At 29.2% G+C, this 24,915-nt stretch carries 22 protein-coding genes and 2 pseudogenes; 10 read left to right on the top strand and 14 right to left on the bottom strand.

What is annotated here, in order from left to right; all coding sequences use genetic code 11:
- Positions 1 to 4: 4 nt before the first annotated feature.
- A complete protein-coding gene (trpB, locus tag KMP69_RS07475) occupies positions 5 to 1,210 on the bottom strand; it encodes a tryptophan synthase subunit beta (protein WP_214399836.1) in 1,206 nt (401 codons plus the stop codon).
- Positions 1,211 to 1,730: 520 nt separating this feature from the next.
- Between trpB and KMP69_RS07470 the strand changes: the two genes are divergently transcribed.
- The 4 genes and pseudogenes from KMP69_RS07470 to KMP69_RS08170 form a co-directional block, all read left to right on the top strand.
- Positions 1,731 to 2,747 carry a H(2)-dependent methylenetetrahydromethanopterin dehydrogenase-related protein gene (locus KMP69_RS07470; RefSeq protein WP_214399835.1) on the top strand — a complete coding sequence of 339 codons (1,017 nt, stop codon included), beginning with the start codon at positions 1,731 to 1,733 and terminating at the stop codon, positions 2,745 to 2,747.
- 92 nt (positions 2,748 to 2,839) lie between these two features.
- Positions 2,840 to 3,286 (top strand): V4R domain-containing protein, encoded by a 447-nt coding sequence (locus KMP69_RS07465; protein ID WP_214399834.1) that lies wholly within the window; start codon positions 2,840 to 2,842, stop codon positions 3,284 to 3,286.
- Between the two features lie 139 nt (positions 3,287 to 3,425).
- Positions 3,426 to 3,911, top strand: coding sequence for a hypothetical protein (locus KMP69_RS07460; protein WP_214399833.1), 486 nt, complete (start codon positions 3,426 to 3,428; stop codon positions 3,909 to 3,911).
- Between the two features lie 76 nt (positions 3,912 to 3,987).
- Positions 3,988 to 4,251 (top strand): annotated as a pseudogene (locus tag KMP69_RS08170) (RNA-guided endonuclease TnpB family protein); the annotation flags it as partial.
- Between the two features lie 369 nt (positions 4,252 to 4,620).
- Here the strand turns inward: KMP69_RS08170 and cobN are convergent.
- The 9 genes and pseudogenes from cobN to KMP69_RS07415 form a co-directional block, all read right to left on the bottom strand.
- Positions 4,621 to 8,187: pseudogene (gene cobN, locus KMP69_RS07455) on the bottom strand (cobaltochelatase subunit CobN).
- Positions 8,188 to 8,311: 124 nt separating this feature from the next.
- Positions 8,312 to 9,160, bottom strand: a complete 849-nt coding sequence (locus KMP69_RS07450; RefSeq protein ID WP_214400801.1) for a shikimate kinase — start codon at positions 9,158 to 9,160, stop codon at positions 8,312 to 8,314.
- A 10-nt stretch (positions 9,161 to 9,170) separates the two neighbouring features.
- A complete protein-coding gene (gene ecnA / locus KMP69_RS07445) occupies positions 9,171 to 9,755 on the bottom strand; it encodes a calcium-activated nuclease EcnA (RefSeq protein WP_214399832.1) in 585 nt (194 codons plus the stop codon).
- Between the two features lie 18 nt (positions 9,756 to 9,773).
- Entirely contained in the window at positions 9,774 to 10,637 is an 864-nt protein-coding gene (gene aroE / locus KMP69_RS07440) for a shikimate dehydrogenase (RefSeq protein WP_214399831.1), read from the bottom strand.
- 58 nt (positions 10,638 to 10,695) lie between these two features.
- The gene (locus KMP69_RS07435; RefSeq protein ID WP_214399830.1) at positions 10,696 to 11,277 is read right to left on the bottom strand and encodes a flavodoxin family protein; all 582 of its coding nucleotides are present in this window, start codon (positions 11,275 to 11,277) and stop codon (positions 10,696 to 10,698) included.
- A 17-nt stretch (positions 11,278 to 11,294) separates the two neighbouring features.
- Positions 11,295 to 11,741, bottom strand: a complete 447-nt coding sequence (locus tag KMP69_RS07430; RefSeq protein WP_214399829.1) for an EVE domain-containing protein — start codon at positions 11,739 to 11,741, stop codon at positions 11,295 to 11,297.
- Between the two features lie 14 nt (positions 11,742 to 11,755).
- Positions 11,756 to 12,838, bottom strand: a complete 1,083-nt coding sequence (locus tag KMP69_RS07425) for an EVE domain-containing protein (RefSeq protein ID WP_214399828.1) — start codon at positions 12,836 to 12,838, stop codon at positions 11,756 to 11,758.
- Positions 12,835 to 13,890, bottom strand: a complete 1,056-nt coding sequence (locus KMP69_RS07420) for a DNA methyltransferase (protein ID WP_214399827.1) — start codon at positions 13,888 to 13,890, stop codon at positions 12,835 to 12,837. Before KMP69_RS07420 ends, KMP69_RS07425 begins: the two co-directional genes overlap by 4 nt.
- 98 nt (positions 13,891 to 13,988) lie before the next feature.
- Positions 13,989 to 14,393, bottom strand: a complete 405-nt coding sequence (locus KMP69_RS07415; protein WP_214399826.1) for a secondary thiamine-phosphate synthase enzyme YjbQ — start codon at positions 14,391 to 14,393, stop codon at positions 13,989 to 13,991.
- 246 nt (positions 14,394 to 14,639) lie between these two features.
- Here KMP69_RS07415 and KMP69_RS07410 point away from each other — a divergent pair, with 246 nt between their 5' ends.
- The 6 genes from KMP69_RS07410 to KMP69_RS07385 all read left to right on the top strand — a co-directional run bounded on the left by KMP69_RS07410 (position 14,640) and on the right by KMP69_RS07385 (position 22,105).
- Positions 14,640 to 15,836: a tripartite tricarboxylate transporter permease gene (locus KMP69_RS07410; protein WP_214399825.1), complete on the top strand. Its 1,197-nt coding sequence runs from the start codon at positions 14,640 to 14,642 to the stop codon at positions 15,834 to 15,836.
- A gap of 23 nt (positions 15,837 to 15,859) precedes the next feature.
- Positions 15,860 to 17,413, top strand: a complete 1,554-nt coding sequence (gene serS / locus KMP69_RS07405; protein ID WP_214399824.1) for a serine--tRNA ligase — start codon at positions 15,860 to 15,862, stop codon at positions 17,411 to 17,413.
- Positions 17,414 to 17,600: 187 nt separating this feature from the next.
- Positions 17,601 to 18,815 (top strand): RNA-guided endonuclease InsQ/TnpB family protein, encoded by a 1,215-nt coding sequence (locus tag KMP69_RS07400; RefSeq protein ID WP_214399823.1) that lies wholly within the window; start codon positions 17,601 to 17,603, stop codon positions 18,813 to 18,815.
- A 105-nt stretch (positions 18,816 to 18,920) separates the two neighbouring features.
- Positions 18,921 to 19,985 (top strand): ATP-binding protein, encoded by a 1,065-nt coding sequence (locus KMP69_RS07395; RefSeq protein ID WP_214399822.1) that lies wholly within the window; start codon positions 18,921 to 18,923, stop codon positions 19,983 to 19,985.
- Positions 19,986 to 19,993: 8 nt separating this feature from the next.
- The gene (gene trpE, locus KMP69_RS07390) at positions 19,994 to 21,421 is read left to right on the top strand and encodes an anthranilate synthase component I (RefSeq protein ID WP_214399821.1); all 1,428 of its coding nucleotides are present in this window, start codon (positions 19,994 to 19,996) and stop codon (positions 21,419 to 21,421) included.
- A 24-nt stretch (positions 21,422 to 21,445) separates the two neighbouring features.
- On the top strand, positions 21,446 to 22,105 hold the full coding sequence (locus KMP69_RS07385; protein WP_214399820.1) for a thymidylate synthase: 660 nt from the start codon (positions 21,446 to 21,448) through the stop codon (positions 22,103 to 22,105).
- On the opposite strand, the gene KMP69_RS07380 is transcribed toward KMP69_RS07385, so the two are convergent.
- From KMP69_RS07380 to KMP69_RS07365, 4 genes are all read right to left on the bottom strand, one after another.
- Positions 22,102 to 22,974 carry an Mrp/NBP35 family ATP-binding protein gene (locus KMP69_RS07380; RefSeq protein ID WP_214399819.1) on the bottom strand — a complete coding sequence of 291 codons (873 nt, stop codon included), beginning with the start codon at positions 22,972 to 22,974 and terminating at the stop codon, positions 22,102 to 22,104. The genes KMP69_RS07385 and KMP69_RS07380 overlap by 4 nt on opposite strands.
- A gap of 183 nt (positions 22,975 to 23,157) precedes the next feature.
- Positions 23,158 to 23,571: a pyridoxamine 5'-phosphate oxidase family protein gene (locus tag KMP69_RS07375; RefSeq protein ID WP_214399818.1), complete on the bottom strand. Its 414-nt coding sequence runs from the start codon at positions 23,569 to 23,571 to the stop codon at positions 23,158 to 23,160.
- Between the two features lie 28 nt (positions 23,572 to 23,599).
- A complete protein-coding gene (locus KMP69_RS07370) occupies positions 23,600 to 23,980 on the bottom strand; it encodes a nascent polypeptide-associated complex protein (RefSeq protein WP_214399817.1) in 381 nt (126 codons plus the stop codon).
- A 54-nt stretch (positions 23,981 to 24,034) separates the two neighbouring features.
- Positions 24,035 to 24,874, bottom strand: a complete 840-nt coding sequence (locus KMP69_RS07365) for a UbiA family prenyltransferase (RefSeq protein WP_214399816.1) — start codon at positions 24,872 to 24,874, stop codon at positions 24,035 to 24,037.
- Positions 24,875 to 24,915 lie beyond the last annotated feature (41 nt).

The raw sequence follows: 24,915 nt of genomic DNA, 5'->3' as shown, positions 1-24,915 counted from the left end.
TTTTTTAGATTTCTTTACCTAATGCCTTAGCAACTGTTTGAACATCTTTATCTCCTCTACCAGATAAGTTTATAACCATAATATCATCTTTATCCAATTTATCTGCCAACTTCATAGCATATGCCAATGCATGAGAACTCTCTAATGCTGGTAAAATTCCCTCTAATCTACAAAGTATTTGAAATGCCTCCAATGCTTCATCATCTGTTACATACACTGGTTTAATTCTACCTTCATCTTTTAAAAATGAAAGTTCTGGACCAACTCCTGGATAATCTAAACCAGCAGAAATACTATAACTTTCTTCTATCTGCCCAAACTCATCCTCTTTAACATAAATCTTAGAGCCATGCAAAACTCCTACTTCTCCAGCACACAATGAAGCTCCATGCATTCCTGTCTCAATCCCCTTACCTCCAGCCTCAACAGCATATAACTCAATATCATCATCTAAAAATTCATAAAATGCTCCTATGGCATTACTTCCTCCTCCAACACAGGCAACAATAACATCTGGAAGTCTTCCCTCTTTCTTTAATATTTGTTCTTTAATCTCTTTTCCAATAACTCTCTGAAACTCTCTAACCATCATTGGATATGGATGAGGACCTAAGGCTGAGCCAAGTAAATAATAGGTTGTTCTAACATTTGTAGTCCAATCTCTCAATGCCTCATTTACGGCATCTTTTAATGTTTGAGAACCTCCAAATACCGGAATTACTTTTGCTCCCATTAGTTCCATTCTAAAAACATTTAACTTTTGCCTTTCCACATCTTTAGCTCCCATATATATAACACATTCTAATCCAAGTTTAGCACATGCCGCCGCTGTAGCAACTCCATGCTGTCCAGCACCAGTTTCAGCGATAACCCTCTTTTTACCCATTTTTTTAGCCAATAATGCTTGACCTAATGCATTGTTTATTTTATGTGCTCCTAAATGAGCTAAATCCTCTCTCTTTAAATAAACTTTACAGCCAAGCTCTTCACTAAATCTTTCAGCATAATATAATGGAGTAGGTCTTCCCACATAGTCCCTCAATAAAGCATAATACTCCTCTCTAAAGTTTCCTTCATTGTTTATCCAAAATCTTTTAAATGCTTTTTCTAATTCAGTTATAGCTGGAACTAATGTTTCTGGAACGAATTTACCACCATAGATTCCAAATTTTCCATTTTCATCTGGATATATGTCTTTATATTTCTTCAAGATTGTCACCTCGGAAATTACATAAATCTTAATAGCTATAAAAATAAAGCGGGTTTAAACTTTAACGTTAAACTTAACATATATTTACTTTTTTATTTAGGTTTGCTTAGTAAAGTGTAAGAAAATCAATGAGTATATTTCAACAACCAATATATAGCAAAAATTGATTTTTATTGTATTTTTGATACATCTATTTCTTTAAAATTCATTGCTTAATAAATTCTATATTTATATTCAATGTAATAATTAATATTTTTAATATATAATTTTAAAAATTTAATAGGTATTTATTAATTTTTAAAATATAGCTATCAAAATTTACAATAAGATTTATATAATATTTTAATAATATACTTTTAGAATTTTGAAAATAAAATTTTTTACCATATACCCAAATATCTATATAATTTTTTACAAAATATAGCAAAATTTATATATTAGTTTAGTTTAGTAAAGTTTAAATTAAAAATTATTTAATTTAATTAAGTAATTTAATTAAGAATGTTGGGAGGGAAATTAAATGAAAATATCAATCTACGGGGCAGGAAATCAAAAACTCTATTTAGAAATATTAAATGTTTTAGAAAAATTTGGTGGAGAACCTCCCTATGGTGGAGCAAGAATGGCTATAGAGTTTGCTGAAGCTGGGCATGATGTTATCTTAGCGGAACCAAATAAAGATGTAATGAGTGAAGATTTATGGAAGACTGTTGAAGATGCAGGAGTTAGAGTTGTTAGTGATGATATAGAAGCAGCTAAGCATGGAGAAGTCCATATTTTATTTACACCGTTTGGAAAAATAACAATAAACATTGCAAAGAAGATTATTGAACATGTCCCTGAAAATGCTGTTATTTGTAATACTTGTACTCTCCCAACTCCTGTTTTATATAGAACATTGGAAGGAATTTTAAGATTAAAGAGAAAAGATGTAGGAATTTCATCAATGCACCCAACAGGAGTTCCAGGAACTCCAGGACAGAAATATTATACAATTGCTGGAAAAGCTTTGGAAGGTAGAGAGTATGCAACAGAAGAGCAAATAAATAAATTAGTTGAATTAGTTGAGAGTATAGGAAAAATCCCTTATGTAGCTCCTGCAGATGTAGTTCCAGCAGTCGCAGATATGGGCGCTTTAGTTACTGCAATTACCTTAGTTGGTGTTTTAGACTATTATAGAGTTGGAAAAACAATAATAAATGCTCCAAAGGATATGATAGAAAAGCAAATATTGGTTTCTCTTCAAACTATTGCCTCAATTATTGAAACTTCAGGAATTGAAGGTTTGATGAAGGTTTTAGATAAAGATGCTCTAATTACATCTGCAAAAAATATGCTAATTGATGAAAAGCAGGAAGATTTAAAGTTAGCTTTGAAGATTATCGAAGAGTTTGATAAATCAACTATTGGAGAGAAAGATGTTAATCAAACATATTTAGTAGCTCCTCAAGCTTTAATAAAAGAAGCCACATCATTAGTTGGAAAGAATGTAGTTGAGGGAATGATTAGAAGAAGCTCAAATAAGTTATTTGAATAGAATTTTAAATATCTATGAACAATGAACAATTTTATTATATTTATTTTTACAAAAACAAAAAATATAATGAATAAATGAATTGGGGGTATATTGTGTCTCTAAAATTTTCAATAGATGTACTTTCAAAATCCAATAGAAATTCCTTAGGTAGAGACATAGATATTACGGTTTTTAGATTAATGAGGTTTATGGACTTAGAGAGGTATTTAGGTAGAGGGGCTCATGGAGTAATTTATGATTGTGGAAAAGAACTGGGAGAAAGTTTGAATCCTTCAACTATTGATGATGTAGTAAATTTTTGTGAAAAATATAAAATTGGAAAAGTTGAAATTATAAATAAAAGTCCTTTACAAATTAGAGTTTATGAGTGTATCTCTTGCTCTGGACTTCCAGAAGTTGGAGAACCATTATGTTGGTTTGAAGGAGGATTTATTGCAGGATGTTTAGAAAAAATATTAAACAAAAAGGTTAGAGCAAAAGAAACACATTGTGCAGGTTTAGGCGATGATTTTTGTCAATTTGAGATAAAAGTTTTATAAAATTATTTTCTAATTAAAGAAAATTTTAATAATTTTATAGTAAATTTTAAATATTGGTTATTAAACATAACTTTTTTACATATAGTTAAATTCTCAAAATTTAGTAGTTTGTTTTTTTAAAATTAATGGGTGGATAGTTATGACAATAAACTCATATAAGAAACTTATGGAGAATAGAAATTTACATCCACTTCATATAATATTAACATCATTTTTGGGAGAATTAGCTAACTTAAGATTATTAAATCAAGGAACAACAAATATTATTGGTTCAAATGTTGGAAAAAAGGTTGGACAATGTGTTATAGATTTAGGATATAAGATTCCAAATAATGATGAAGAACTTATAAAGTTTTTCATTGATATCTTCCAAATATGTGATGAAGTCTTTATAAAAAGTGAAAATAATACTATAACTATTGGTATTAAAATAGATAAATGTAAATACTGTCCAAAACAGATTGGAGAAGCAGAAATACCTGGAAGTGCATGCCCAATACCATCATTAATATCAAGTTTCTTAGAAAAAGTTAAAAATAAAAAGTATAAAATAAAATTTTGGAATAATACCAATCAACTAATAAAAAAAGAGGATGGTCATTGTTGGTTTATTATTTTTTGTTAAATCTGCTTAAGGTTATTTACTCCTATTTTGCCGTTTGAAACTGTTTAACTAAATATAGAAATATATAAGGAGTTATATTATCTGGAATAATATCCAATGGAAAGAAAAAGTAGTTAAACATCGGTATAAAGTTTTATAAATACTACTCTACCGTTCGGTTAATTCCAGAAATCCCTAAAGATAGAGAATTTAAAAGGGAGTTAAGAAGATTATTAAACGGTTGGAATTATGCTCTCCATTATGTCGATGCGACTATTAAAGTCGCTTATTCAACAATAGATAGTAGGAATCGAATTATTTAAAAAGTAAAAGAAAAAGAACTAAGCCGATATTTAAAAGATCCGTTCCCCATTTCCATAGCATATCATATAACAACTTAATTATACAAACCGATCTAAGGAAATGGGTTATCCTCAGCCCATAGCTTCATCGGGAATACCAATCTCTCTGCCATAGGTTCATTGGACTTTGGGCTGAACGGATACAGCCCCTAAAATCTTTTTATCAAAGGTATAACAACCTCGAAGGCAGAGCCATCTTATCGGTTAGTTAGTAATATAATTAAATTAAGTATTGTGGTGCGTTACAGAAATTAAGAAACTGTTTCGAACCCTTATTAAATTAAAAAATGATAACGCTCAGATGTCCCAGGTGTCATCATCAATCAGTGAAGTCAGCATTCATCATCGCGTTTAATTTTATTTATATTTTATTTTTGTATATAAAATATATGGTGTTTCCAAGAAGTATCTATGGTAATAATTCCACCTTGATACTCGCCATAATCGTCATTATAAGATTCTTCAATATTTCCTTCTATAGCCAAATAAATTTTTTTAAGTTCATTAATATTTTCTCTCTTAGTTTTCCATAAACCTCTTTGATAAGCCTCAAACAATCTTCTTGAAATCTCTTCTAATGCATATATATTATGTTTTTCAAAAAACTTTCTATTTTTCTCATCTTTTACAAATGTGTTAAATATCTCATCAAATACCCAACTATCTACTTCCTTAGTTGTAGCACTCCAACCATAAACTCTTCCTATTCTTTAGCAATGTCTCCAGCCCCTTTGTATCCATGCTTTTTCATCCCTTCAATCCACTTTGGATTTAGTAACTTTGTTAAAATAACTCTCTCAAGTTCTTCTTTTAAAGTTCTTATAGCAACATTTTTTGAATTTCTTGTATCTCCATAATACGCCTTAATTTTTTTATTCCTCAAAACTCTTGCAGCGTTAGTTAAACCTCCATGAGTTCCAAAGTAGCAACAACATCCAAGTAAGTCATATTCATCAGTAACAACTTTATTAAATGTTAAATCAACTGTTTTTAATAAACTTTCAAAAATTTCTGTAGATTTTTTACCATACACATTCTTTCCATAGGCATAAGAATTCCAATGCACAAATACATCCTTTAAATCCTCAACATCTTCCCAAGCACTTGCATATACAGCATATTTAACTCCATTTCCATAAGTTCCTGGAGATGAGCAAAAAATTCTAAATGTTGCCTCTCTAAAAGATAACTTGTTATTTAATCCTTCAATGACATGTTTCTTTACAAAATTCATATTTAGCGGTTCATCTAACTTAGCTACTCTCATTATTGCTTCATCAATAAGTTCTATACAATTTGGAAACATATCTCTTATTATTCCACTAACTCTTATAGTAACATCAATCCTTGGTCTTTTTAATTCTTCTAAGGGGATTATTTCTAAATCAACAACTTTTCCTCCTTTATAAACTGGTTTAACTCCTAATAAATGTAATATCATTCCCATACATTCTCCATCTGCCCACATTATGTCAGAAGCCATCCAATATAAAGCAATATTTTCAGGATATTTTCCTTCATCCTCTAAATATCTTTCAATTAATTTTTCAGCTAATAAAATCCCAACTCTATAGGCAGATTTTGTAGGAACTCTATATGGATCCAATGTGTAAAAATTCCTTCCTGTTGGTAGTATATCATAGTTACCTCTTGAAATTAATCCAGAAGCTCCAGGCTCTATATATCCTGCGTCAATTCCTCTTAGTAAGGATTTTATTTCGTCAGTTTTCTCAATTCTTTCATTTATCTCTTTAATTATTCCCTCCAATTTTTTATTTTCAATACTTTTTCCATTTAATACATTTTCAATTTTTTTCTTTAAATCTTTCTCTTTATATTCATATTCCAATATACTTTTTATGAATTCCACTCTTCTATCTCCTTCAGGTAGTTCTCCAAAGATGTGCATTCCATCATTGCATTTTGAGTTCTTTATCATTTCTAAAGTATCTCTTATTTCATCAAACAATTCTTTAAAGTTTTCATGAATTTTTCCTTCTTTTTCTATTTTTTTAATTTTTTCTTTTATTTTTACTAAGTTAGTTTTTTTCACTTCTTCAATAATTAAATGTTCTAATTGATGTTTTCTTGAAGTATCCATTTCCTTTAAATATTCCTCTATGTAGCTGTTTAAAGTTTCTAACTCTTCACTAAAGGCATCTACCATAACTGTTTGTAAATGATCTACAATAGTAGCATAACTTCTTCTTTTTGCTATAGCCCCTTCTGGTGGATTATCTGAATTATAAATATAAAGGTGAGGAATATCCCCTATACAGATATCTGGGAAACATTCGTTAGATAAACCTACATTTTTTCCTGGTAGAAATTCTAATGTTCCATGAGTTCCTACGTGGATTATAATATCTCCAATGTCATTAAAGTATTTGTATGTAGCAATGTATTGGTGAGTTGGTGGGCAATATGGGTCGTGCAAAATTTTACAAACTCTACCATCACACCTTGCCCCTGCACAACCTCTCTTTGGTTGGACACAAACATAGACATTTCCAAACTTTAAGCCAGTTATAACTATCTTGTTTTTGCCATCCACTTTGTATATCATTCCTGCTGGAATATCTTTTCCATTTAAATCTCCCCAAGTCTCTAAAATCTTGTTTTTCACATTTTTAGGGAGTTTATTAAAGTCTTCATAATATTCTTCTTCATCCATTAAATATAAGTATCCTCCTTTTGAGATAATTTCCTCAACAGTAGTCCATCTAAACTCTGAAATTGCCTTCTTTTGTAAGATTAATTTAGATAAATCCTCTCCACTTTCAGGGATATTTTCTACATTATATCCTTCTTCTTTTAATTTTTTCATTATATTCACAACACTTTGAAGACTGTCCAAATGTGCGGCACTTCCTATTGTTGCCTCTACGGAGGCACAGGCATTGTTATGTAAAACAAATATAACTTTTCGATCTTTTTTAGGTTTATATTTCAATTTAATCCATCTTTTTATTCTCTTAACAACTTTTTCTATTCTTTCTTCAATTCCAAATTTTTTTTTCACAACCATTTTCATTTTCTGTAGTTCCAATTATAATTGGTTCTATAACTCCTTCAAATTCTGGTAATGCAACAGTCCAACCAATATCTGCAGATAATCCTTGACTGTCATTTTTCCAATCCTCATAGCTTTTATAGTAACTCATTATTGGATGAAATACTGGAATATCTAATTTTTTAAGTATATCAACTCCAGAGATTTTATTTAAATTTCCTCCATCTTTTACAGTTCCCAATGGAAATGATAATAAGTTAATTAACGCATCTATTAAAGGTTTATCATCCTTAAAGAAGTATTTTAAAATGCTCTCTCCCCCACCTAAGGCATTTAACTCTTCACACTTAGCCCCATAAGAAAATACTGGAATTACATTAAATTCCTCTTCTAATTTATCTAAAAGTTTGTTAATTGCATCCATATCGTCATTAACTAAGTAATGTCTTGAAAATAAAACTCCTACTGTATATTTTTTATCAAAATTAACATCATCTAAAAATTCATCTAATTCTTCATAGATTTTTCCTTTATAGTAAATTCCTTGGAATGGTTTCTTTATAACCTCTTTATCTTCGCCCATCAAATATAAAATCATGTTTTTAAAATTATCAATTCCTCCATAAGTTGTAAATAGATAACACTTAGCAGATTTTTCAGAATTCCAAAAACTTGGATCTTGTGAAACAATTATAATGTTTTCGTTGAATATCTTTATCTTCTCTAAATCAATATCATCTGATGATGTTTTATATATAAAAACTAAATCAGAGTTTTTAACATCTTCTAAAAAGCTATTATCGATTGGATTTCTATTAGAATATATTTTATATTCAACATTATAACCCTCTTTTTTTAACTCATCAAGAGCTTTTTTTAAGATTGAGCAATAAGATCCCCACATATAGAATGTGATTTTCATAATACCACCATAATAATAAGAGTTTATAATCACTACTATAGTGTTAATTTTTTATAGATTTTATTACTATTTATAATTTATCATTAAAAATCATGATAGATCTTATTAAAATAAAAAATAGAACTTAGTAAATAGAAGCCCCATCATTGTTTGGTTTTGTTAAAATAACCTTTCCATACTTGTTTAATGTTTCTTTTACTCTATTCAGATTTTCATCTTCAACTATAGCTATATAACTCGGCCCAGTTCCAGATAAGCCAGATGTTAATGCCCCTGCTTCTAAGGCGTCTATTGCTATTTTTGTAGGAAAGTTTAACGCTGAAGCATATAAAATTCCATTTAAAAATAATGCCTTAAAGTAATTTCCATTCATAGCCTCTTTAAAGGCTATTTCAACATAATCTTTAATTAGTTTCATCCTATTGACATCCACATTCTTTTCAAAGTTTGGAATTAAAACTACAACATTTAAATCTTCTGTCATCTTATCTCTTTTTAATATCTCTCTCTTTAAATTGTCAGTTATAGTTATTCCTCCATAGTATGAGGCAGTAGCATCATCATAAGCCCCAGTAACAGTTAATTTTTCATCAAAACTTGATTTTATTCCTAAGTTTATTATTAACTCATCATCAATCTTTTCTCCCAATGCATCAAATGTCGCTAAAACAACAGCGTTAGATGTGGCTGAACTACTACTCAAACCTGATTTTATTGGAATTTCTGTCTTTGTCTCTACATATGCTGAATAATTTAAACCAAAATAGTCCAATGTATTTTTTACACATCTTATTATTAAGTTTGGCTTAATGTTGGGATTATCTAAAACCTTTCCTTCAATTTTATTTTTACCATCGTCTATTAACTTAACTCTTGCATAAACCTTTAAATTTAAACCAAAAGCTGAACCTTTGCCCGTTGCTATTGCATTTATTATTGTCCCAGAAGCTAATGCATATGCTCTTCCTTCCATAAATCTCTCCTCAGTTGTTACTCCAATTCCATAAGCCAACTCTATTTATCTTTGCATCCCTCTCAATTTTTAAAAATTCTTTTTCTAATTCAAACTTACTTATATAAACTCTCGCATAGCCGTATTTTAAAAGTTCTTCATTAAAGTTAATATAATTACTACCATTTTTTATAAAAATATATGCCAAGTATCTTCCATACTTATCCTTTTTTGGAGCCTCATTATCAAAAACTACAATAACAGTTTTATTATCTAACATTTTCTTTGCAAAATCTGTTGCTTTATAGCCCCAAATTTTTAAGTATGTTGTATTAGATATAGGAGTTCCATTCAATAAAAAATATTCATATGGATTATTCTTTTTATGTGTCTCTGGAGTATCAACTCCCAATAATCTTATTTTATACAATCTTCCATTGGACTCTACATAAACAGTATCTCCATCAACTACTTTAACAACCTTTCCATAAAAATGTTCATGGCTATTTATAAAATCCTCAATGCTATTATAACTATTATGATGACTGAAACATCCAGAAACTATAACAAAAAATATTAAAAATGGGATTAAAAAAGGGTATAATTTGGATTTCATAATATTCTACCAACTAATTTATAATTTATTTTTATTTCCAAAAAGAGTGTTAATTATTGCATTTTTCATAACATCTATATTGGGCTCAATTCCTGTCCATATTTTAAATGCAACAGCTCCTTGATAAATTAACATTCCTAAACCATTTATTGTTTTAGCCCCAACTTTCTTAGCTTCTTTTAATAGAGTAGTTTCTAAGGGATTGTAAATTAAGTCCATAACTACCATATCTGGCTTTATCTGATCAGCTTTAATTAGGGGTTCAACATCAACATTTGGATACATCCCTACTGGAGTGGCGTTAATTATAATATCAACATCACTAAAGTCATTATTTAAACTACTAAATTTAACTTCCTCACCAAATTTTTTATTTAATTTCTCAGCAATCTCTTTTGCCAATTTTTCTGCCTTTTCTACCGTTCTATTTGCTATTATTATATTATTATCTTTTGCTAATTCAAATGCCACAGCCCTTGCCGCCCCTCCTGCTCCTAATATTAATATTGTCTTATCTTTAACTTTACCAATTTCTTCCTCTAAAGATAATCTTGCTCCAATGCCATCAGTATTATATCCAACTGCCTTATTATTCTCTATTTTTATTGTATTAACCGCCCCAATTAATTTAGCACTTTCATCTAATTCATCTAAATATTTAATAATTTCGACCTTATGAGGTATAGTTACATTAAATCCAACAATTCCTAAAGCCTTAGCCCCATCTATTACATACTTTAATTTTTCTGGAAGAACATCAAATGCCAAATATACATAGTTCAATCCTTTATCTTTAAATGCGGCATTATGCATTATTGGAGAAAAAGAATGTTCTACTGGATGTCCTATTAATCCAACAACTTTGGTTTTTGCATCTATCATAAATATCACTTAATATTTTTGTAAAATAAAAAGAATAATTATAGAAATTTTAAAATATCTATTTTTTGATTAACTTAATGACCTCTGCTACTTTTTTACCTAAGTTTCTTGCAGTTTCTAATCCTATTTCATCTTTTTCACAATCTCCAGGGCTTTTTCCTACTCCTGTCCCTCCATAATGTGCTGTTGGGTCATTATCTCCAACGACAATCATTGAGTGAATTAAGAAGAAATTATGGATTTGTTGAATTGTTGTTTCTTGCCCTCCATTTCTACTTGCTCCTACAGCAATAGCTCCTCCAACTTTATTTCTTAATTGAAAACCAATTCTTAAAGGTCTTGACCTATCCATTAACATTTTTAATTGAGCAGAAACTCCCCCAAAATAAACTGGTGAGCCGAGAATAATTCCATCAGCCTCTTTCATCTTTTCTAAGATTGGTTCAATGTCATCAATTATTTGACAATATCCTGTCTCCTTACAAATGTTACAACCCAAACATGGATTTAATTCCTTTCCAGCCAATGATATAAACTCTGTTTCAATTCCTTCCTCAGCAATAGCATTTAAAGATTCTCTAACTAATAAACTTGTATTTCCGTCAGGTCTTGGACTTCCACTAATTCCTATAACTTTCATATTTTCACCTTATATTGTTATTTTTTTAGTTTTTTATTTAAAATTAAATTATAGTCCTCCTCAGGAATTTGCCTCATAGCCTTACCCATTAAATGCCCACTCCATTTCTTTTTATTAGTAATGAACTTTAACTTTGGAATTAATTCTTTAAAATTAATTGGTGGCTCAAAAATCTTAATTTCTTTTAATTTAACTCTATATGGAAATTTCTCATTAGGATTTCTTGGAGTTGGTTTAAAAATTTTTGTAGAATCTTTATAAACCTCTGAAACTACTTCATAAATGCCTCTAATGTATGGAGGTTTATAATCTTTACCACTCCTCTGAATCTCATAAATAATTAACTTATCTCCAACTTTTACCTTATTTATTGTATTTTTATGCCTCTCTGCTACCCCCCATATCTTTTTCTCCTTTATTACCTTCCAGTTATCTTCATTCGTTATACATAGCCAGTATGCCATAATTTCTCCCTATTTTAAAGTATTTTTTCAATATTATTATTAAAATCCATCACCCAAATTTCAGGTTCATAAGATATTTTGTTTAAATCTTTAATTTCAGATAATACATCTTTTGGGAAATTCTCTGGATTAGATAATATATTATTAGTTTTATCTAATATTAAAAGTATTGGTTTAGTATTATAACTCTTAGCATTTCTTAAATGTCCTCCTATATCATCTCTTGCCCATTTTATATAATACTCTAATTGCTTTGGTGCTCTTTTTATATCATCTAAGTTGTTATTCTTAACATATTTTAACTCAATTATTCTATATAAAATATCATCACAATCTGCCTTTTCAATAGTTAAAATATCTATTTTTTGCATTCCTGCACCCGCAAAAACTTCGTTACCTATCCAAGCTATATTTTTTCCAAATATTTCCGGATAATACTTATTATTCTCTATCTTCAATTCCTGCATAATATATGCTTGAAAAGCTGTTTCACTATTAATATCTCTTTTATTAAAGTTTAACCTAAAACTCTCTCCATGATTATAATATTTTTTATCTCCACATATTATTCTAAAGTTTTGATTATCAAAATCATATCCATCCTTACAGGTTATTATATTTCCATTATTTTCATCTTTAATCATATTTAACAATCTCTCAACTTCCCAAGGAAATAACATTGTATTTCCTCTTTTTCCTTTCATTTTTCTGTAAATAAGCATCCATAACAGTTCCCTTGAATATATTGGTAATTTATCTAATGCAATAAATTCCAAAACTCCCTCAGAATAAACTTTATATGGCTCAATATCTTTTCTATATATTAATTTTTTTGGTAAATTTGGTTTTTTTGCATCTTCCCCTTTTAAATGATAAACCTTATTATCCTTAGATTTAAAGATACCAAAAAATCTCCCTTTTTTATTTTCACTCCCCTCAATATAAAAAAATATATAATCTCCCTCTTTAACTCTAAGCATGTCTGCTAACAATGAAATATTACTATCTCTATCTCCCGCTCCTGTCCCAACAAATTGATATTTCAAATGAATAGGAAGAGTATTCTCATTAACTACAAATACATGTCCTCTAATCATTTTTCCACCTTTTGAAAAATAAATATGTATTCATGTTTAAATACATAAAATCCTCCAACTAATGCCCTATATCGCCAAAGTTCTTTTTGATTCCTTTTCCCTTTCGTCTCTTCAAAGTTTTTAACGACTATACTCTTTAACTTATATCCTCTTTTTAACACTGCATCCATGCAATAAAATCCTAAAGGTATCCACGCTCCATTTGAATATTTATCTCCAATAACCAACACTAAAAATCTACCATCATCTAATATATTGTAAGTATTATCAACAACTTCTTCAAACATCTTTAAAAAGTCTTTAACAGTTTTAGCATTTGACAAATCTCTTTCATCATCACTAAACTTAATAATATCATGATATGGAGGATGCATAATCAATAATTGGCAGGATTTAAAGCCAAATTTTTTTAATATTTCTTCAAAATCTATTTCTCTACTATCTCCAACAACTACTTCTGTAATTACATTGTATGGATTCGCCTCCTTATTTATTAATTCCTTAGCTTTTTCTGCCACTTCTTTATTTAATTCTATCCCAATCCCATGCCTTCCTAATCTTCTACACTCTATTAGCGTTGTTCCACTCCCTAAAAAAGTATCTACAACTAAATCGTATTTCTTTGTATATCTAAGCATCATTTGTCTTGGAATTTGTGGAATAAAATTCCCATGATACCATGCTTTATGAACTCCTGAATTATCTCTTCTATCTATAATCCACAAACTATCCGTTATTATTTCCGTATATTCTTCCCATCTGTTTAAGTTAATCTCATTTATTCCAGTTGTTTTTATTTCTGTTAGCCCTTTTATTATCTTTTTTAAATAATGTTTTACCCTCTCAACTGATTTTGATTTTTCTGCATGTGTAATATTTTTTATAAGCCACTCTCTACTAACTTCATAAACCCCATTTTTAAAAAATTCTTCAGAATTCGTTAATTTGTATTTTATCTCCTTAATTCTATTTTTTAATATGTTTATATTATTTTCTTTAAGTAAATTATCAATTTCTGAAATAAAATTTTCATTTAGTTTAATAATATTCATAAATTTCACCATATAAATTTTAAAAAGATTTTATATCATTTTAAATTTGTAAAATTAAGAAAAATTAAGAAGAATAATTATTTTTTATTGTTTATTATTTATTTACTATTTTCAATTATCTTTACATAAAATTTTCTCAATCTTGGTCCGTCAAATTCAGCAAAAAATATTCCCTGCCAAGTGCCAAGTAAAGGTTTTCCATCTTTAATAATAACAGTTTGAGAACATCCAATTAAAGAGCTTTTTATATGTGCATCTGAATTACCTTCTAAGTGTGTAAAATTCCAATTTTTAGGAATAAGATGAGAGAGAAAGTTTATTATATCATGCTTCACTGATGGGTCGGCATTTTCATTTATAGTTATTCCAGCAGTTGTGTGTGGAACATAAATAACTGCTATCCCATCTTTAACCTTTGATTCAGATACTGCTGAAACTATTTGAGGAGTTATATCTACCAACTCTTCCCTTTTATTTGTTTTTATTTGGAATTTAAATAACATTCTCTCACCAAGTTTTATACTTTTAAAGTTTTATACATTTTTTAACCAACAATTTTAAATATTTATTGTGATTTTGAATATTAAATTTGAATAGTTATAAAAACAACATTGGGGGAAGGTTAGGGATATCAAACATAGAATACCAATTTTACTATTGATTTTGTATATTATTCTTGGAGTATTTATACTCAAGACTAAGAATACCACGAAGAGATAGAAATAATATAAAATAATATAAGTGAAACAATGTTAAATCTTCCATATTTAATTTTAGGAGTACTATGTGGAATTATTACAGGATTATTTCCAGGGATTCATCCAAATAACATTGCAATTTTATCATCCTTACTTATTCCATATTTTGGTGTTAATAACTATATTCCATTTTTAATTGGTTTAGTTATTACACACTATTTCATGAACTTTATACCATCTGCATTTTTAGGAGTTCCTGATGATGAGACAGCAGTTTCAGTTTTACCAATGCATAGATTGACATTATCAGGAAATGGATATGAAGGAGTTATATTGGCAGGATTTGGTAGTTATTTGGGAGTAATTTTTTCAATTATTATATGTTTATTTTTAATTTTATTAAATTTTGATGTTTTATCCTTTTATTCTTCAATAAAATTCTTTATTCCAATTATGTTAATCATCTTTGTTATTTATCAAATATTAACAGCTAAATCTATATGGGAAATCTTAGTTATATTTTTATCAGGCATTTTTGGAATTGCAGTTTTATATTGCAGTCCAGCATATTACATAACTCTAAATGCAATATTTACAGGAATGTTTGGGATTCCATTACTTATAAACAATTTAAGATTAAAAAAATGCAACATTAAAAGTCAAATAATAACTTTTCCAGAATTTAAACTTAAATATTTAAAATCATCATTTTTTGCATCAACTGTTGGATTTTTTAGAATATTTCTGCCAGGAGTTAGCGGAGCACAGATAAACTATATTTTAAGTAAAATTTTAAAGGAAGAAAAAGATTTAAAAAACTTTATTGTATCTCAGGGAAGTATTATATTGGCAAATGAGGCTTTTTCCTTACTGGCTATAACCTTTATAGGAATAGGAAGGAGTGGTGTAGCGAGGATTATCCAACAGATAAAGCCAGATGTTGATATAAACCTATTGTTATTTTCTATTTTAATTAGTTCTACGATGGCGTTGATTATCTTAGTGATTTTATCAAAATATGTCCTTATCTTTATCAAAAAGGTTAGTTTAAAATATCTATCATTATTTTTTATTGTATTTTGTTCATTAATTATTGTCGTTGGAAGCTATAACCTTTATTTATTCTATCACATTATTATATATATAACAGCAATATGCATAGGATTAATAACATTTAATAGTAAATCAAAACCCTCGTATATGATGAATGTTTTAATATTCCCCACAGTATTATATTTCCTTCATTAAGTAATAAATAGGGTGATTAGATTATGAAACTTACATTTAATTTAAAGGGAAAATTAATTTTTAGTAAAGAGTTGGATGAAGAGGCAAAAAAAGCAGTGGAAGAGATTTTAAAAAATGCTGACCAAATATTTTTAAAAGGAGTTCCTAAGGGAAAAGAGGATGAGGCGTCAAAAATTATAAACTATGAATTTGAGGGGAATACTTTAAAGTTAAATATTGTCTCTGGAAGATATACAAGGGCACACGAGGGATTAATTAGGTTAAAAAAACCTATTGCAGAAAAATTAGGAAGAAACTTTAAAATTGGAGTTAGAAAAATTGAAATAGATAATTATGTAATAACAATAGAGACAGAAAATGATATGTCTAAAAAATTAGAGGGAGTTAAAGTTCCAGAGTGTGAGGCAAAGGTTGAAGGGAATAAAATTATATTGACATTTAAAAATATTGGAGAGAGTGAATTAAAGAGAAATATTATTGACAGAGCAATAAAATTTGTAAAATCTGAGTTGGAAAAGGAGGAGGATTTAACATTTAAAGTTTGTAAAATACCACCGGGAACTATAGTTAAAGAATACAAAGCAAAGAGAAAAATAACTTTTGATAAAGATCCAACAGAAGTTGCTGAAAAATTAGGTTGGGTTAAAAAATTCCCTGGAAGAGGTCAGTGGTTTTATACTCCACCAATAACAGCATTGTTTAGGGCATTTGAAGATTTAATAGTCAATGAAATTGTGAAAAAAATAGGATTTGAAGAATGTCTATTCCCTAAATTAATTCCTTTGGAAATTATGTATAAGATGAGATACTTAGAAGGATTACCAGAGGGAATGTATTATGTTTGTCCTCCAAAGAGAGAACCAGAGCTTTTCAACGAATTTGTAAATGAGATGATAATTAAAAAGGAAATTCCAAAAGAAAAATTAAAATCACTACTTAGAGACCCAGGCTATGTTTTAGCCCCTGCTCAGTGTGAGCCATTTTATCAATTCTTTGAGGGAGAGATTATAGATGTAGATAAGCCAATAATGTTCTTTGATAGAAGTGGATGGACATATAGATGGGAAGGAGGAGGAGCAAAGGGATTAGATAGGGTTAATGAATTTTTAAGGATAGAATGTGTTTGGATTGGAAGTCCTGAATTTGTTGAGGAAATTAGAGACAAAACATTGAGATATGCTGAGAAATTGGCAGAAAAACTTGATTTAGAGTATTGGACTGAGGTTGGAGATGACCCATTTTACTTAGAAGGTAGAAAAAAGGAAGAGAGAGGAATTGAATTCCCAGATGTGCCAAAGTATGAGATGAGATTACTCTTACCTCATATAAAAGATGAGAGAAAAGGAGTAGCTGTAACATCAGCAAATGTTCATGGAACGCACTTCGTTGAAGGATTTAGGATTAAAGATTATAAGGGGAGGAAGGTTTGGACAGGTTGTACTGGATATGGAATAACAAGGTGGGTTGTTGGTTATATAGCTCAATATGGGTTTGATTTTGATGATTGGCATCCAATAATAAAGAAAAAGATAAAAAAATTGCCTAAAGTTCCACAATTAATAACTTGGCCAAAGTAAGATGAATAAACTTTTTTACCATAAATTGGTGCTAAGAAAGCACCGCCCTTTAGGGCGGTGATGACTTAGGGAAGGTGAGTGGGGACTTATTTTATGTATATTGTATATAAGATTGTCCTATATAATATTATTATGGAATTAAATCTCCACCAAAGAAATACACCACATCATACGGACTGCTAAAAAGGTGTCTAAGTTGGAAGTAACGAGAGTTTTAACGATAAATCTAACGAGAAAATTAACTGACGAACAATGGATTATCTTAAACCATTTAACTTATTCCTCATCAAAATTATGGAATGTAGCTAACTATCAAGTTATGCAAGGCAATATAAAGATTAATGAATTAGAAAAGAAACTAAAAACTAACTTTTGGTATAAAAACCTTCATTCACAGTCAGCACAAGCAGTTTTGCAGAAATTAAAAATCGCATGGCTAAACTACTTTAAACAACATACGAAGAGACCAAGATTCCAACCTAAAAATGGACATTATCCAGTGAAATGGAAAAAAGATGGATTTAAAATTATCGGTAATAAGTTAAGATTGTCCTTATCAAAGCAAACAAGACAGTATCTCAAAGAAAAGCATGGCATCGAGTCCAAGTTCCTATGGGTAGAGTTATCGAAAACTCTACCGCTTGATGCCATGCAGGTTAAAGAGGTTGAGATAGTTCCTCACGATATTTATGGGCAGAGGTTTTATGTTCTACATTTGATTTATAAAAAGGAAGTTAATCCAAAGAAACCTAAGGAAGAAAAAGTAATGGGAATAGATTTAGGAGTGAAGAACTTAGCAACCACAGTGATACAAGGAGAAAAACAACCACTAATATTCGATGGAAAAATTTTGTTGTCTAAATTAAGGTGGTTTGCTAAAGAGATAGCGAGAGTTAAATCTCAAATTGCAGAACAAGGTTTAAAGACTTGCAAGCGATTATCGAAGTTAGCGGTGAAGGAAAGGAATTATGTTAATGACTATATCCATAAGATTAGCAGATGGATTGTAAATTTAGCGAAAGAAAAGGGAGTTTCAAAGATTGTTATAGGAAATTTAACTAATAATTTTTCAAATATAGACATAGGTAGAAAAAATAACGAAAAATTTCATAAAATTCCGTTCAGAAAACTAATACATAGAATAACTTATAAATCTGAAGAAGAAGGAATTTCAGTGGAATTGGTGGATGAAAGTTATACATCTCAAAAATGCAGTGTTTGTGGAGTAATAAAGAAATCAAATAGGAAATACAGAGGTTTATATGTTTGTTCTGAGTGTGGAGCTGTTATTAATGCTGATGTTAATGGTGCAAGAAATATCTTATTCAGCGTAGTCCCGAATCCCGAATGGGGATTAAACGAAATCCTTGCGGATTTCGTAGCCCTCGCTTCGCTACGGTAAGGATAGTGGGCTTGGCAACCCATGGAGGGTGAGGGTTTTTAAACCTCTGCTCTCCTAAAGAGACCTCTGCTTTAGGCGGAGAGCCGTCATTATATAGGTGAAACTATGAGATTTTTCGATAGAGAAAAAGAACTCAACTATCTAAAAACCTACTGTCAATTAGAGCCGAATTCCATATTATTCGTTTATGGACCAAAATCATCAGGTAAAACTAGAGTAATGCTCAAAGTTATAGAAGAACTAAACAAAAAGGATGATATAGTATTTTTCTATTATGACTTAAGAAGGTATGCCACTCCTACAAAGGAAGAGTTTTTAAAAATATTTTTTGAAAAAGGAGATAAGAAATATCTTTTAAATAAATTTGAAATTGACTTAAAAATATTTAAGTTTGGTATAGAAGAGAATTTTGACTTTAATAATTTATCTTTAAATGATGTTTTTGACAAAATCTATGAAAGTATTGAAGCAGTTATAAAAGAGGGTAAAAAACCTGTTTTAATTATTGATGAATTACAGAAGTTGAAAAATATCTATTTTAACACTGAAAATCAAAGATTTTCAGCGTCTCCTTTGCTTCGCTTCGGAGATGGAGGAAAGTCCCTACTAAATGAGCTATTCAATTTATTTGTTCATTTAACAAAAGTTAGGCATTTATGTCATGTTATCTGCCTAACTTCTGATACTTTATTTATTGAAGAGATTTATAAGAACTCTACATTAGAAAACGCTGCAAAATATTATCTAATCGATTGGCTAAATAAAAAAAATATTAAGAAGATTTTAAAAGAAGAAGGCTTTAGTGAAGAAGAGATTAATTATGCATCTAAATTTATATCTTTACCTTATGAAATAGTTGATTTAATCGAAAACAAAAAATTGGGCTTGTCAGTTGAAGAAACAATAAATCAGTGGATTAATATAGATGTGGATAAGATAAAATATTTAATAGATACTTCCGATTTAAATGAAGAAGAGATTTATAGTGTTCTTTCTAAGTTTAAGGATAAAATAAAAATTAACTATAAAACAGATGTAAAAAAAGATGAAATGAAATATATAAAATTTTTAATTGAGAATGAGATTTTGTTTTATGATGTTATTAATGGGATAATTAAGCCGACATCAATAAAAAAATGGTATGCCATAAAAGAAATTTTAAAGAAGTAGGTGATTTAATGATAATTAAAAAAATAAAAATGGATATTTCACCATTGGATGTTTATGAACAAATTAGTGGAGAGAATACTTTTTTATTAGAATCTGCCGAAGGAGTTCCAAAGGTTGCGAGATATTCTATATTAGGAAAAACCGAAGGAAAAGTAATATTCAAAAAAAATAAGTTAAAGGTTGAGAGTTTTACAGAATTTGGTGACAAGGTTAAAGATTTAGAGGGAAAATATGAATGTCCATTATACGCTTTAAGAGTTGTTAGAAATGAGTGTCTTAAATATTTAGATATTGGCAATATTGAGCCAGTACCAAGATTTAAGGGAGGTTTGGTAGGATATCTAAGTTATGATATTATTAGATACTGGATTGATTTATCTAATATTAATCCAAAGCCAATTAATGATTTAAAATTCCCAGATGCAGAGTTTTTTATTGTTAAAGACTTTATTTCATTTGATTTAAAAGAGAAAGTAATTAATTTAATAGCAGAAGATGAAGAAAGAATTAAAGAACTTGAAAAAATCGTGGAGAATGCAAAAATTAATAATGATAAGAAAAAAAAAGAAAAAATTATAGAAAATAAAGAATTAAAAATAAAATCTAATATGAGTAAGGAGGAATTTATTGAGGCAGTTAAAAAAGCTAAAGAATATATTTTTGCAGGAGATATATTCCAGGTAGTTTTATCAAGAAGGATTGAAATTGATTTAAATGATTTAAATCACCTAAAAATTTACAAAAAAGTTAGAGAAATTAACCCCTCTCCATATATGTATTATTTGGACTTTGGAGATAGAAAAATTATTGGCTCCTCACCAGAAATTTTAGTAAGAACTGATATGGTAAATGGAAAGAGGTTAGTTGTAACAAGACCTATAGCGGGAACTATCGGAAGAGGAAAAACTGAAGAAGAAGACAAAAAATTAGAAGAACAATTATTGAATGATGAAAAAGAGAGAGCTGAACACGTTATGCTTGTAGATTTAGCAAGGAATGATATTGGAAAGATATCAAAATTTGGAACAGTTAAAGTTACTGATTTTATGGTAATAGAAAAATACTCTCATGTTCAGCATATAGTAAGTAATGTTGTTGGAGAGTTGAAAGATAACTATGACTCTTTCTTAGCTGTAAAGGCTACTTTCCCAGCGGGAACTTTAAGTGGAGCTCCAAAAGTTAGGGCTATGGAAATCATTGAAGAGTTGGAAAAAACTTATAGAGGCCCTTATGGAGGAGGAGTTGGATACTTTGGTTGGGATGACTTGATGGATATGGCGATAACAATAAGAACCTTTGTAATCTCAAAAAATAATGGATATATACAAGTAGGTTGTGGAGTTGTAGCAGATTCTATTCCAGAAAAAGAATGGGAAGAAACTGAAAAGAAAGGAATGGCCAATGTTAAAACAATCGAGAACTTAATTAAAGGATAAAACACATATTGGAGAGGGCTAAAAATGTATATTAAAAAACCTTCAGTTGCCTTAGCATACGAATGTTTAGTTAAAGAAATATTAAAAAATGGGAAAGTAATAATAACGGAGGATGGGCAGAGATGCAAGGAGATATTAAATGTTTTAGTTGAAATAACCAATCCAAAATTAAAAACAATAAGTAGTAAATATCCATTTGGAAAAAAGGCAATCGAAAGTTATACTAAACAGTTATTATACGGTTCTGAAAGTGAAGGAGAATTCGTTTATAACTATTACGAGAGGATTAGAGAATATCCAAGTTACGATAAAAAATTAAAAAATGACCAAATTGACTATGTTATAAAAAAACTTAATAGTAATCCAACATCAAGAAGATGCGTTATATCCTTATGGAATCCATTTATTGACCAAAAAGTTAAAGATGTTCCTTGCTTAAACCATATCACTTTCACTAAAAGAGAAAATAATCTATATATGACCGTGGTTTTTAGAAGTAATGATATATTATTAGCCTTTCACTCAAATGCTTTAGGATTAATAAAATTAGGGGAACTTGTTGCTGAAAAAACTAATTCAGAATTGAAAAGATATACCCATTTTATAGTTAATGCCCACATCTACATAGATAGAGATAAAACTGAGATTGAAAAATACTTTCCAGAATGTTTGAAATATATTTAATCTTTTTTACCTTCAACTTTTTCAACAATTCTTTCAACAATCTTTTTAAACTCCTCACTTGCCTTACAGTCAAGTAGAACCATAGGAATTCCTTTATCACTCGCCTCTCTTGCTTTAATGTCTATGGGAATTCTACCTAAAAATTCAACTCCAAACTCTTTAGCCGCTTTTTCTCCTCCACCCTTACCAAATATATCAACAACTTTATTACAGTAAGGACAGACAAATCCACTCATATTTTCTATAACTCCAATAATTGGTATATTTAACATCTTAGCCATAGTTATTGATTTTTTTACATCTAACAATGCTACTTCTTCTGGGGTGGTAACAATTATAGCTCCATCAATATCTGGAATTGATTGCATAATTGTTAATTGCTCATCTCCAGTCCCTGGAGGAGTATCAATTAATAAGTAATCAAGTTCTCCCCAAACAACATCTGCTAAAAACTGTCTAATAGCCCCACTAACTTTTGGACCTCTCCAAATAACTGGAGTTTTATCATCTGGAAGTAGATAACCAATTGACATCGTCTTTATTCCATCTTTGGTGGTTATTGGAAATATCCCTGCTGGACCAGCCATTGGCTGAACATTTTCAACTCCAAGCATCTTTGGGATATTTGGTCCGTGAATATCAGCATCTAATATCCCAACCTTTTTGCCCATTAAGTTTAATGCCGCCGCCAAATTAACAGTTACAGTAGATTTTCCAACTCCTCCCTTACCACTTAAAATAACTATTTTATGCTTTATTTTTTTCATATTTTCTCTAATTTTTGCATCTTGTTGAGCAAGGAGTTTTTTTGTATCTGGGCAAGAATCTTTTAACTGGCATGATTCACATTTTCCTTCACATTCTACCATATTATCACCAATTTTTCTCAATTGTGTAAAAATAAATCTACGGATAATTTAATGGTTAAGTGATTATCTATAGTCCATTTATTTATACCTTATGTTATAGATTGAGTTACAATATAAAAAGTAATTTAAAGTAAAAATAATCTAAAAATAGTAATCTTAAAAATTAAAATAAAAAATTGAATTTTACTCATCCTTTGCTATTAACTTACCAGCATCTGGTCCAGATTTTAAATTATATATTTCAGTTATTTTTATAACTACTGCTCCTTTTGGTTTTAATTCAGGTTTTAATGCTTTATCTACTTCTTCAGCGATTTTTAAATATTCTCCCTCAGTGTAATACTCAGCCTTTCCCTTATATTGATATGGAACATCTTTACAGTTTGCAGTTGTTAAGGCAACATTAGGATTTTTTAAGATATTTTTCAGAGTTTTGTTCATATAGTTATCTGCGATTAATACAATCCCCTTCTCAGCATCTAAAACCTTTACCGCCCTCATTGCTGAAATATTAGGAATTCCATCCTTTGAACTTGTAGCTAAAAATACTATTTCATTCTCTAAGGATTTTACCATATCTTCACTTAGTTTTACCATAATATCACCCAATTTAATTTTTTAATATTTAATTTTTCTCTTTCTCTTCTTCTAACTTTAATATTGCCTCGGCAATGTCTCCATTACATTCTTCCAATGCCTTTTTAGCCAATTCTTTTGAAACGTTGCATTGATTAGCAACTAATTCTATATCCTCCTCAGTAATTTCTATCTTTACTTCTTCCTCCTCTTTTTCTTTCTTAACTTTTTTTGGCTTTCCAGTAATTGAGTATGTTTTAACCCCTAAAATATCCATAACCTGAACCTTTGGCTCATCAAAAACCCACTCTTCATCATCAAATACAAATATAACTTTTTTTGGGTTTAAATCTTCTGTCTCCATTCCAAAATCTTTCATCATTTTTTGCATTTTTTTTAACATTCTCGGATTTACTCTTCCTGGAAACATTTTTTCACCAGACTTCTTAATCTTACTAATTTACTAATCTTAATCAATAATCATTTATAATCTTATTGCTCCCACTATAAATGACAGTAGAACTATGTTCATTATAATTTTTAAAAATTTTGAAATCTTTGCAGAGTTATCTTTATTAGGATTTTTTAGTAATAAGAAAATTGAAAGTATTAATAAAATATCACACATAGTTATTAAAATTAGGTAATATATTCCAAAAATTTTAAATATATAAGGTAGAGGACTTAAAATAACAGATAATAGTATCAACAAAGAGGCAAAGTATAAAGATTTTTTACCATACTTTATTGGTAAAGATATAACTCCCTCTTTTTTATCTCCTTCCATATCTTCAAAATCTTTAATAATCTCTCTACCCCAAATTGCAAACATAGAGCATAAGAACAAAATAATGACTGGAATTATGTTTTTTCCTGCAACTCCACCAAATAAAAATACTGAGCCAGTTAAATAACCTACAATAAAGTTTCCAATTAACTTATATCTTTTATATTTTTTTGCATACAGATATAAAAAAGTGGCATTAATTAAGGCAATAATTAACGCATAGATATTTATAAATACAGATAAGATTAAACCAACAATTAATAAAACGAATGAAAATGTTTTTGCCTCTTTTAATTTAACTCTTCCAGATGGCAAAGGGCGAGAAGGTTTATTTATCTTATCAATTTCTATGTCAAATATATCGTTTATTACATTTCCATAAGCACAAATAAGAAATACAACTAAGAATACTAAAATTGATATTTTCAAATCTATAAAACAATTGGATGAGATTAAATAACCAATAAATCCTCCAATACCAGCAGTTATGCAATTCTTAACTCTCATTAACTCAAAATAATCTTTTAATTTTTTCATAAACATCCCTTTTTTATAAATTCTTAAATGTTAAAATATAC

Origin of the sequence: Methanocaldococcus lauensis (genome assembly GCF_902827225.1) — an archaeon.
Lineage (GTDB): Archaea > AGJL01 > Methanococci > Methanococcales > Methanocaldococcaceae > Methanocaldococcus > Methanocaldococcus lauensis.
This window is presented reverse-complemented; position numbering and strand designations above follow the sequence as displayed.

Excerpts from the sequence above, each read along its gene's own strand:
- KMP69_RS07435 (WP_214399830.1), bottom strand. The coding sequence starts at position 11,277 with ATGAAAGTTATAGGAATTAGTGGAAGTCCAAGACCTGACGGAAATACA.
- KMP69_RS07370 (WP_214399817.1), bottom strand. The coding sequence starts at position 23,980 with ATGTTTCCAGGAAGAGTAAATCCGAGAATGTTAAAAAAAATGCAAAAA.
- KMP69_RS07365 (WP_214399816.1), bottom strand. The coding sequence starts at position 24,874 with ATGAAAAAATTAAAAGATTATTTTGAGTTAATGAGAGTTAAGAATTGC.
- KMP69_RS07410 (WP_214399825.1), top strand. The coding sequence starts at position 14,640 with ATGTTAAATCTTCCATATTTAATTTTAGGAGTACTATGTGGAATTATT.
- KMP69_RS07385 (WP_214399820.1), top strand. The coding sequence starts at position 21,446 with ATGTATATTAAAAAACCTTCAGTTGCCTTAGCATACGAATGTTTAGTT.
- KMP69_RS07415 (WP_214399826.1), bottom strand. The coding sequence starts at position 14,393 with ATGTTATTTAAATTCCAAATAAAAACAAATAAAAGGGAAGAGTTGGTA.
- aroE (WP_214399831.1), bottom strand. The coding sequence starts at position 10,637 with ATGATAGATGCAAAAACCAAAGTTGTTGGATTAATAGGACATCCAGTA.
- KMP69_RS07425 (WP_214399828.1), bottom strand. The coding sequence starts at position 12,838 with ATGATTAGAGGACATGTATTTGTAGTTAATGAGAATACTCTTCCTATT.
- KMP69_RS07430 (WP_214399829.1), bottom strand. The coding sequence starts at position 11,741 with ATGGCATACTGGCTATGTATAACGAATGAAGATAACTGGAAGGTAATA.
- trpE (WP_214399821.1), top strand. The coding sequence starts at position 19,994 with ATGATAATTAAAAAAATAAAAATGGATATTTCACCATTGGATGTTTAT.
- KMP69_RS07375 (WP_214399818.1), bottom strand. The coding sequence starts at position 23,571 with ATGGTAAAACTAAGTGAAGATATGGTAAAATCCTTAGAGAATGAAATA.
- KMP69_RS07380 (WP_214399819.1), bottom strand. The coding sequence starts at position 22,974 with ATGGTAGAATGTGAAGGAAAATGTGAATCATGCCAGTTAAAAGATTCT.
- KMP69_RS07460 (WP_214399833.1), top strand. The coding sequence starts at position 3,426 with ATGACAATAAACTCATATAAGAAACTTATGGAGAATAGAAATTTACAT.
- ecnA (WP_214399832.1), bottom strand. The coding sequence starts at position 9,755 with ATGAAATCCAAATTATACCCTTTTTTAATCCCATTTTTAATATTTTTT.
- KMP69_RS07420 (WP_214399827.1), bottom strand. The coding sequence starts at position 13,890 with ATGAATATTATTAAACTAAATGAAAATTTTATTTCAGAAATTGATAAT.
- KMP69_RS07395 (WP_214399822.1), top strand. The coding sequence starts at position 18,921 with ATGAGATTTTTCGATAGAGAAAAAGAACTCAACTATCTAAAAACCTAC.
- KMP69_RS07450 (WP_214400801.1), bottom strand. The coding sequence starts at position 9,160 with ATGGAAGGAAGAGCATATGCATTAGCTTCTGGGACAATAATAAATGCA.
- serS (WP_214399824.1), top strand. The coding sequence starts at position 15,860 with ATGAAACTTACATTTAATTTAAAGGGAAAATTAATTTTTAGTAAAGAG.
- KMP69_RS07470 (WP_214399835.1), top strand. The coding sequence starts at position 1,731 with ATGAAAATATCAATCTACGGGGCAGGAAATCAAAAACTCTATTTAGAA.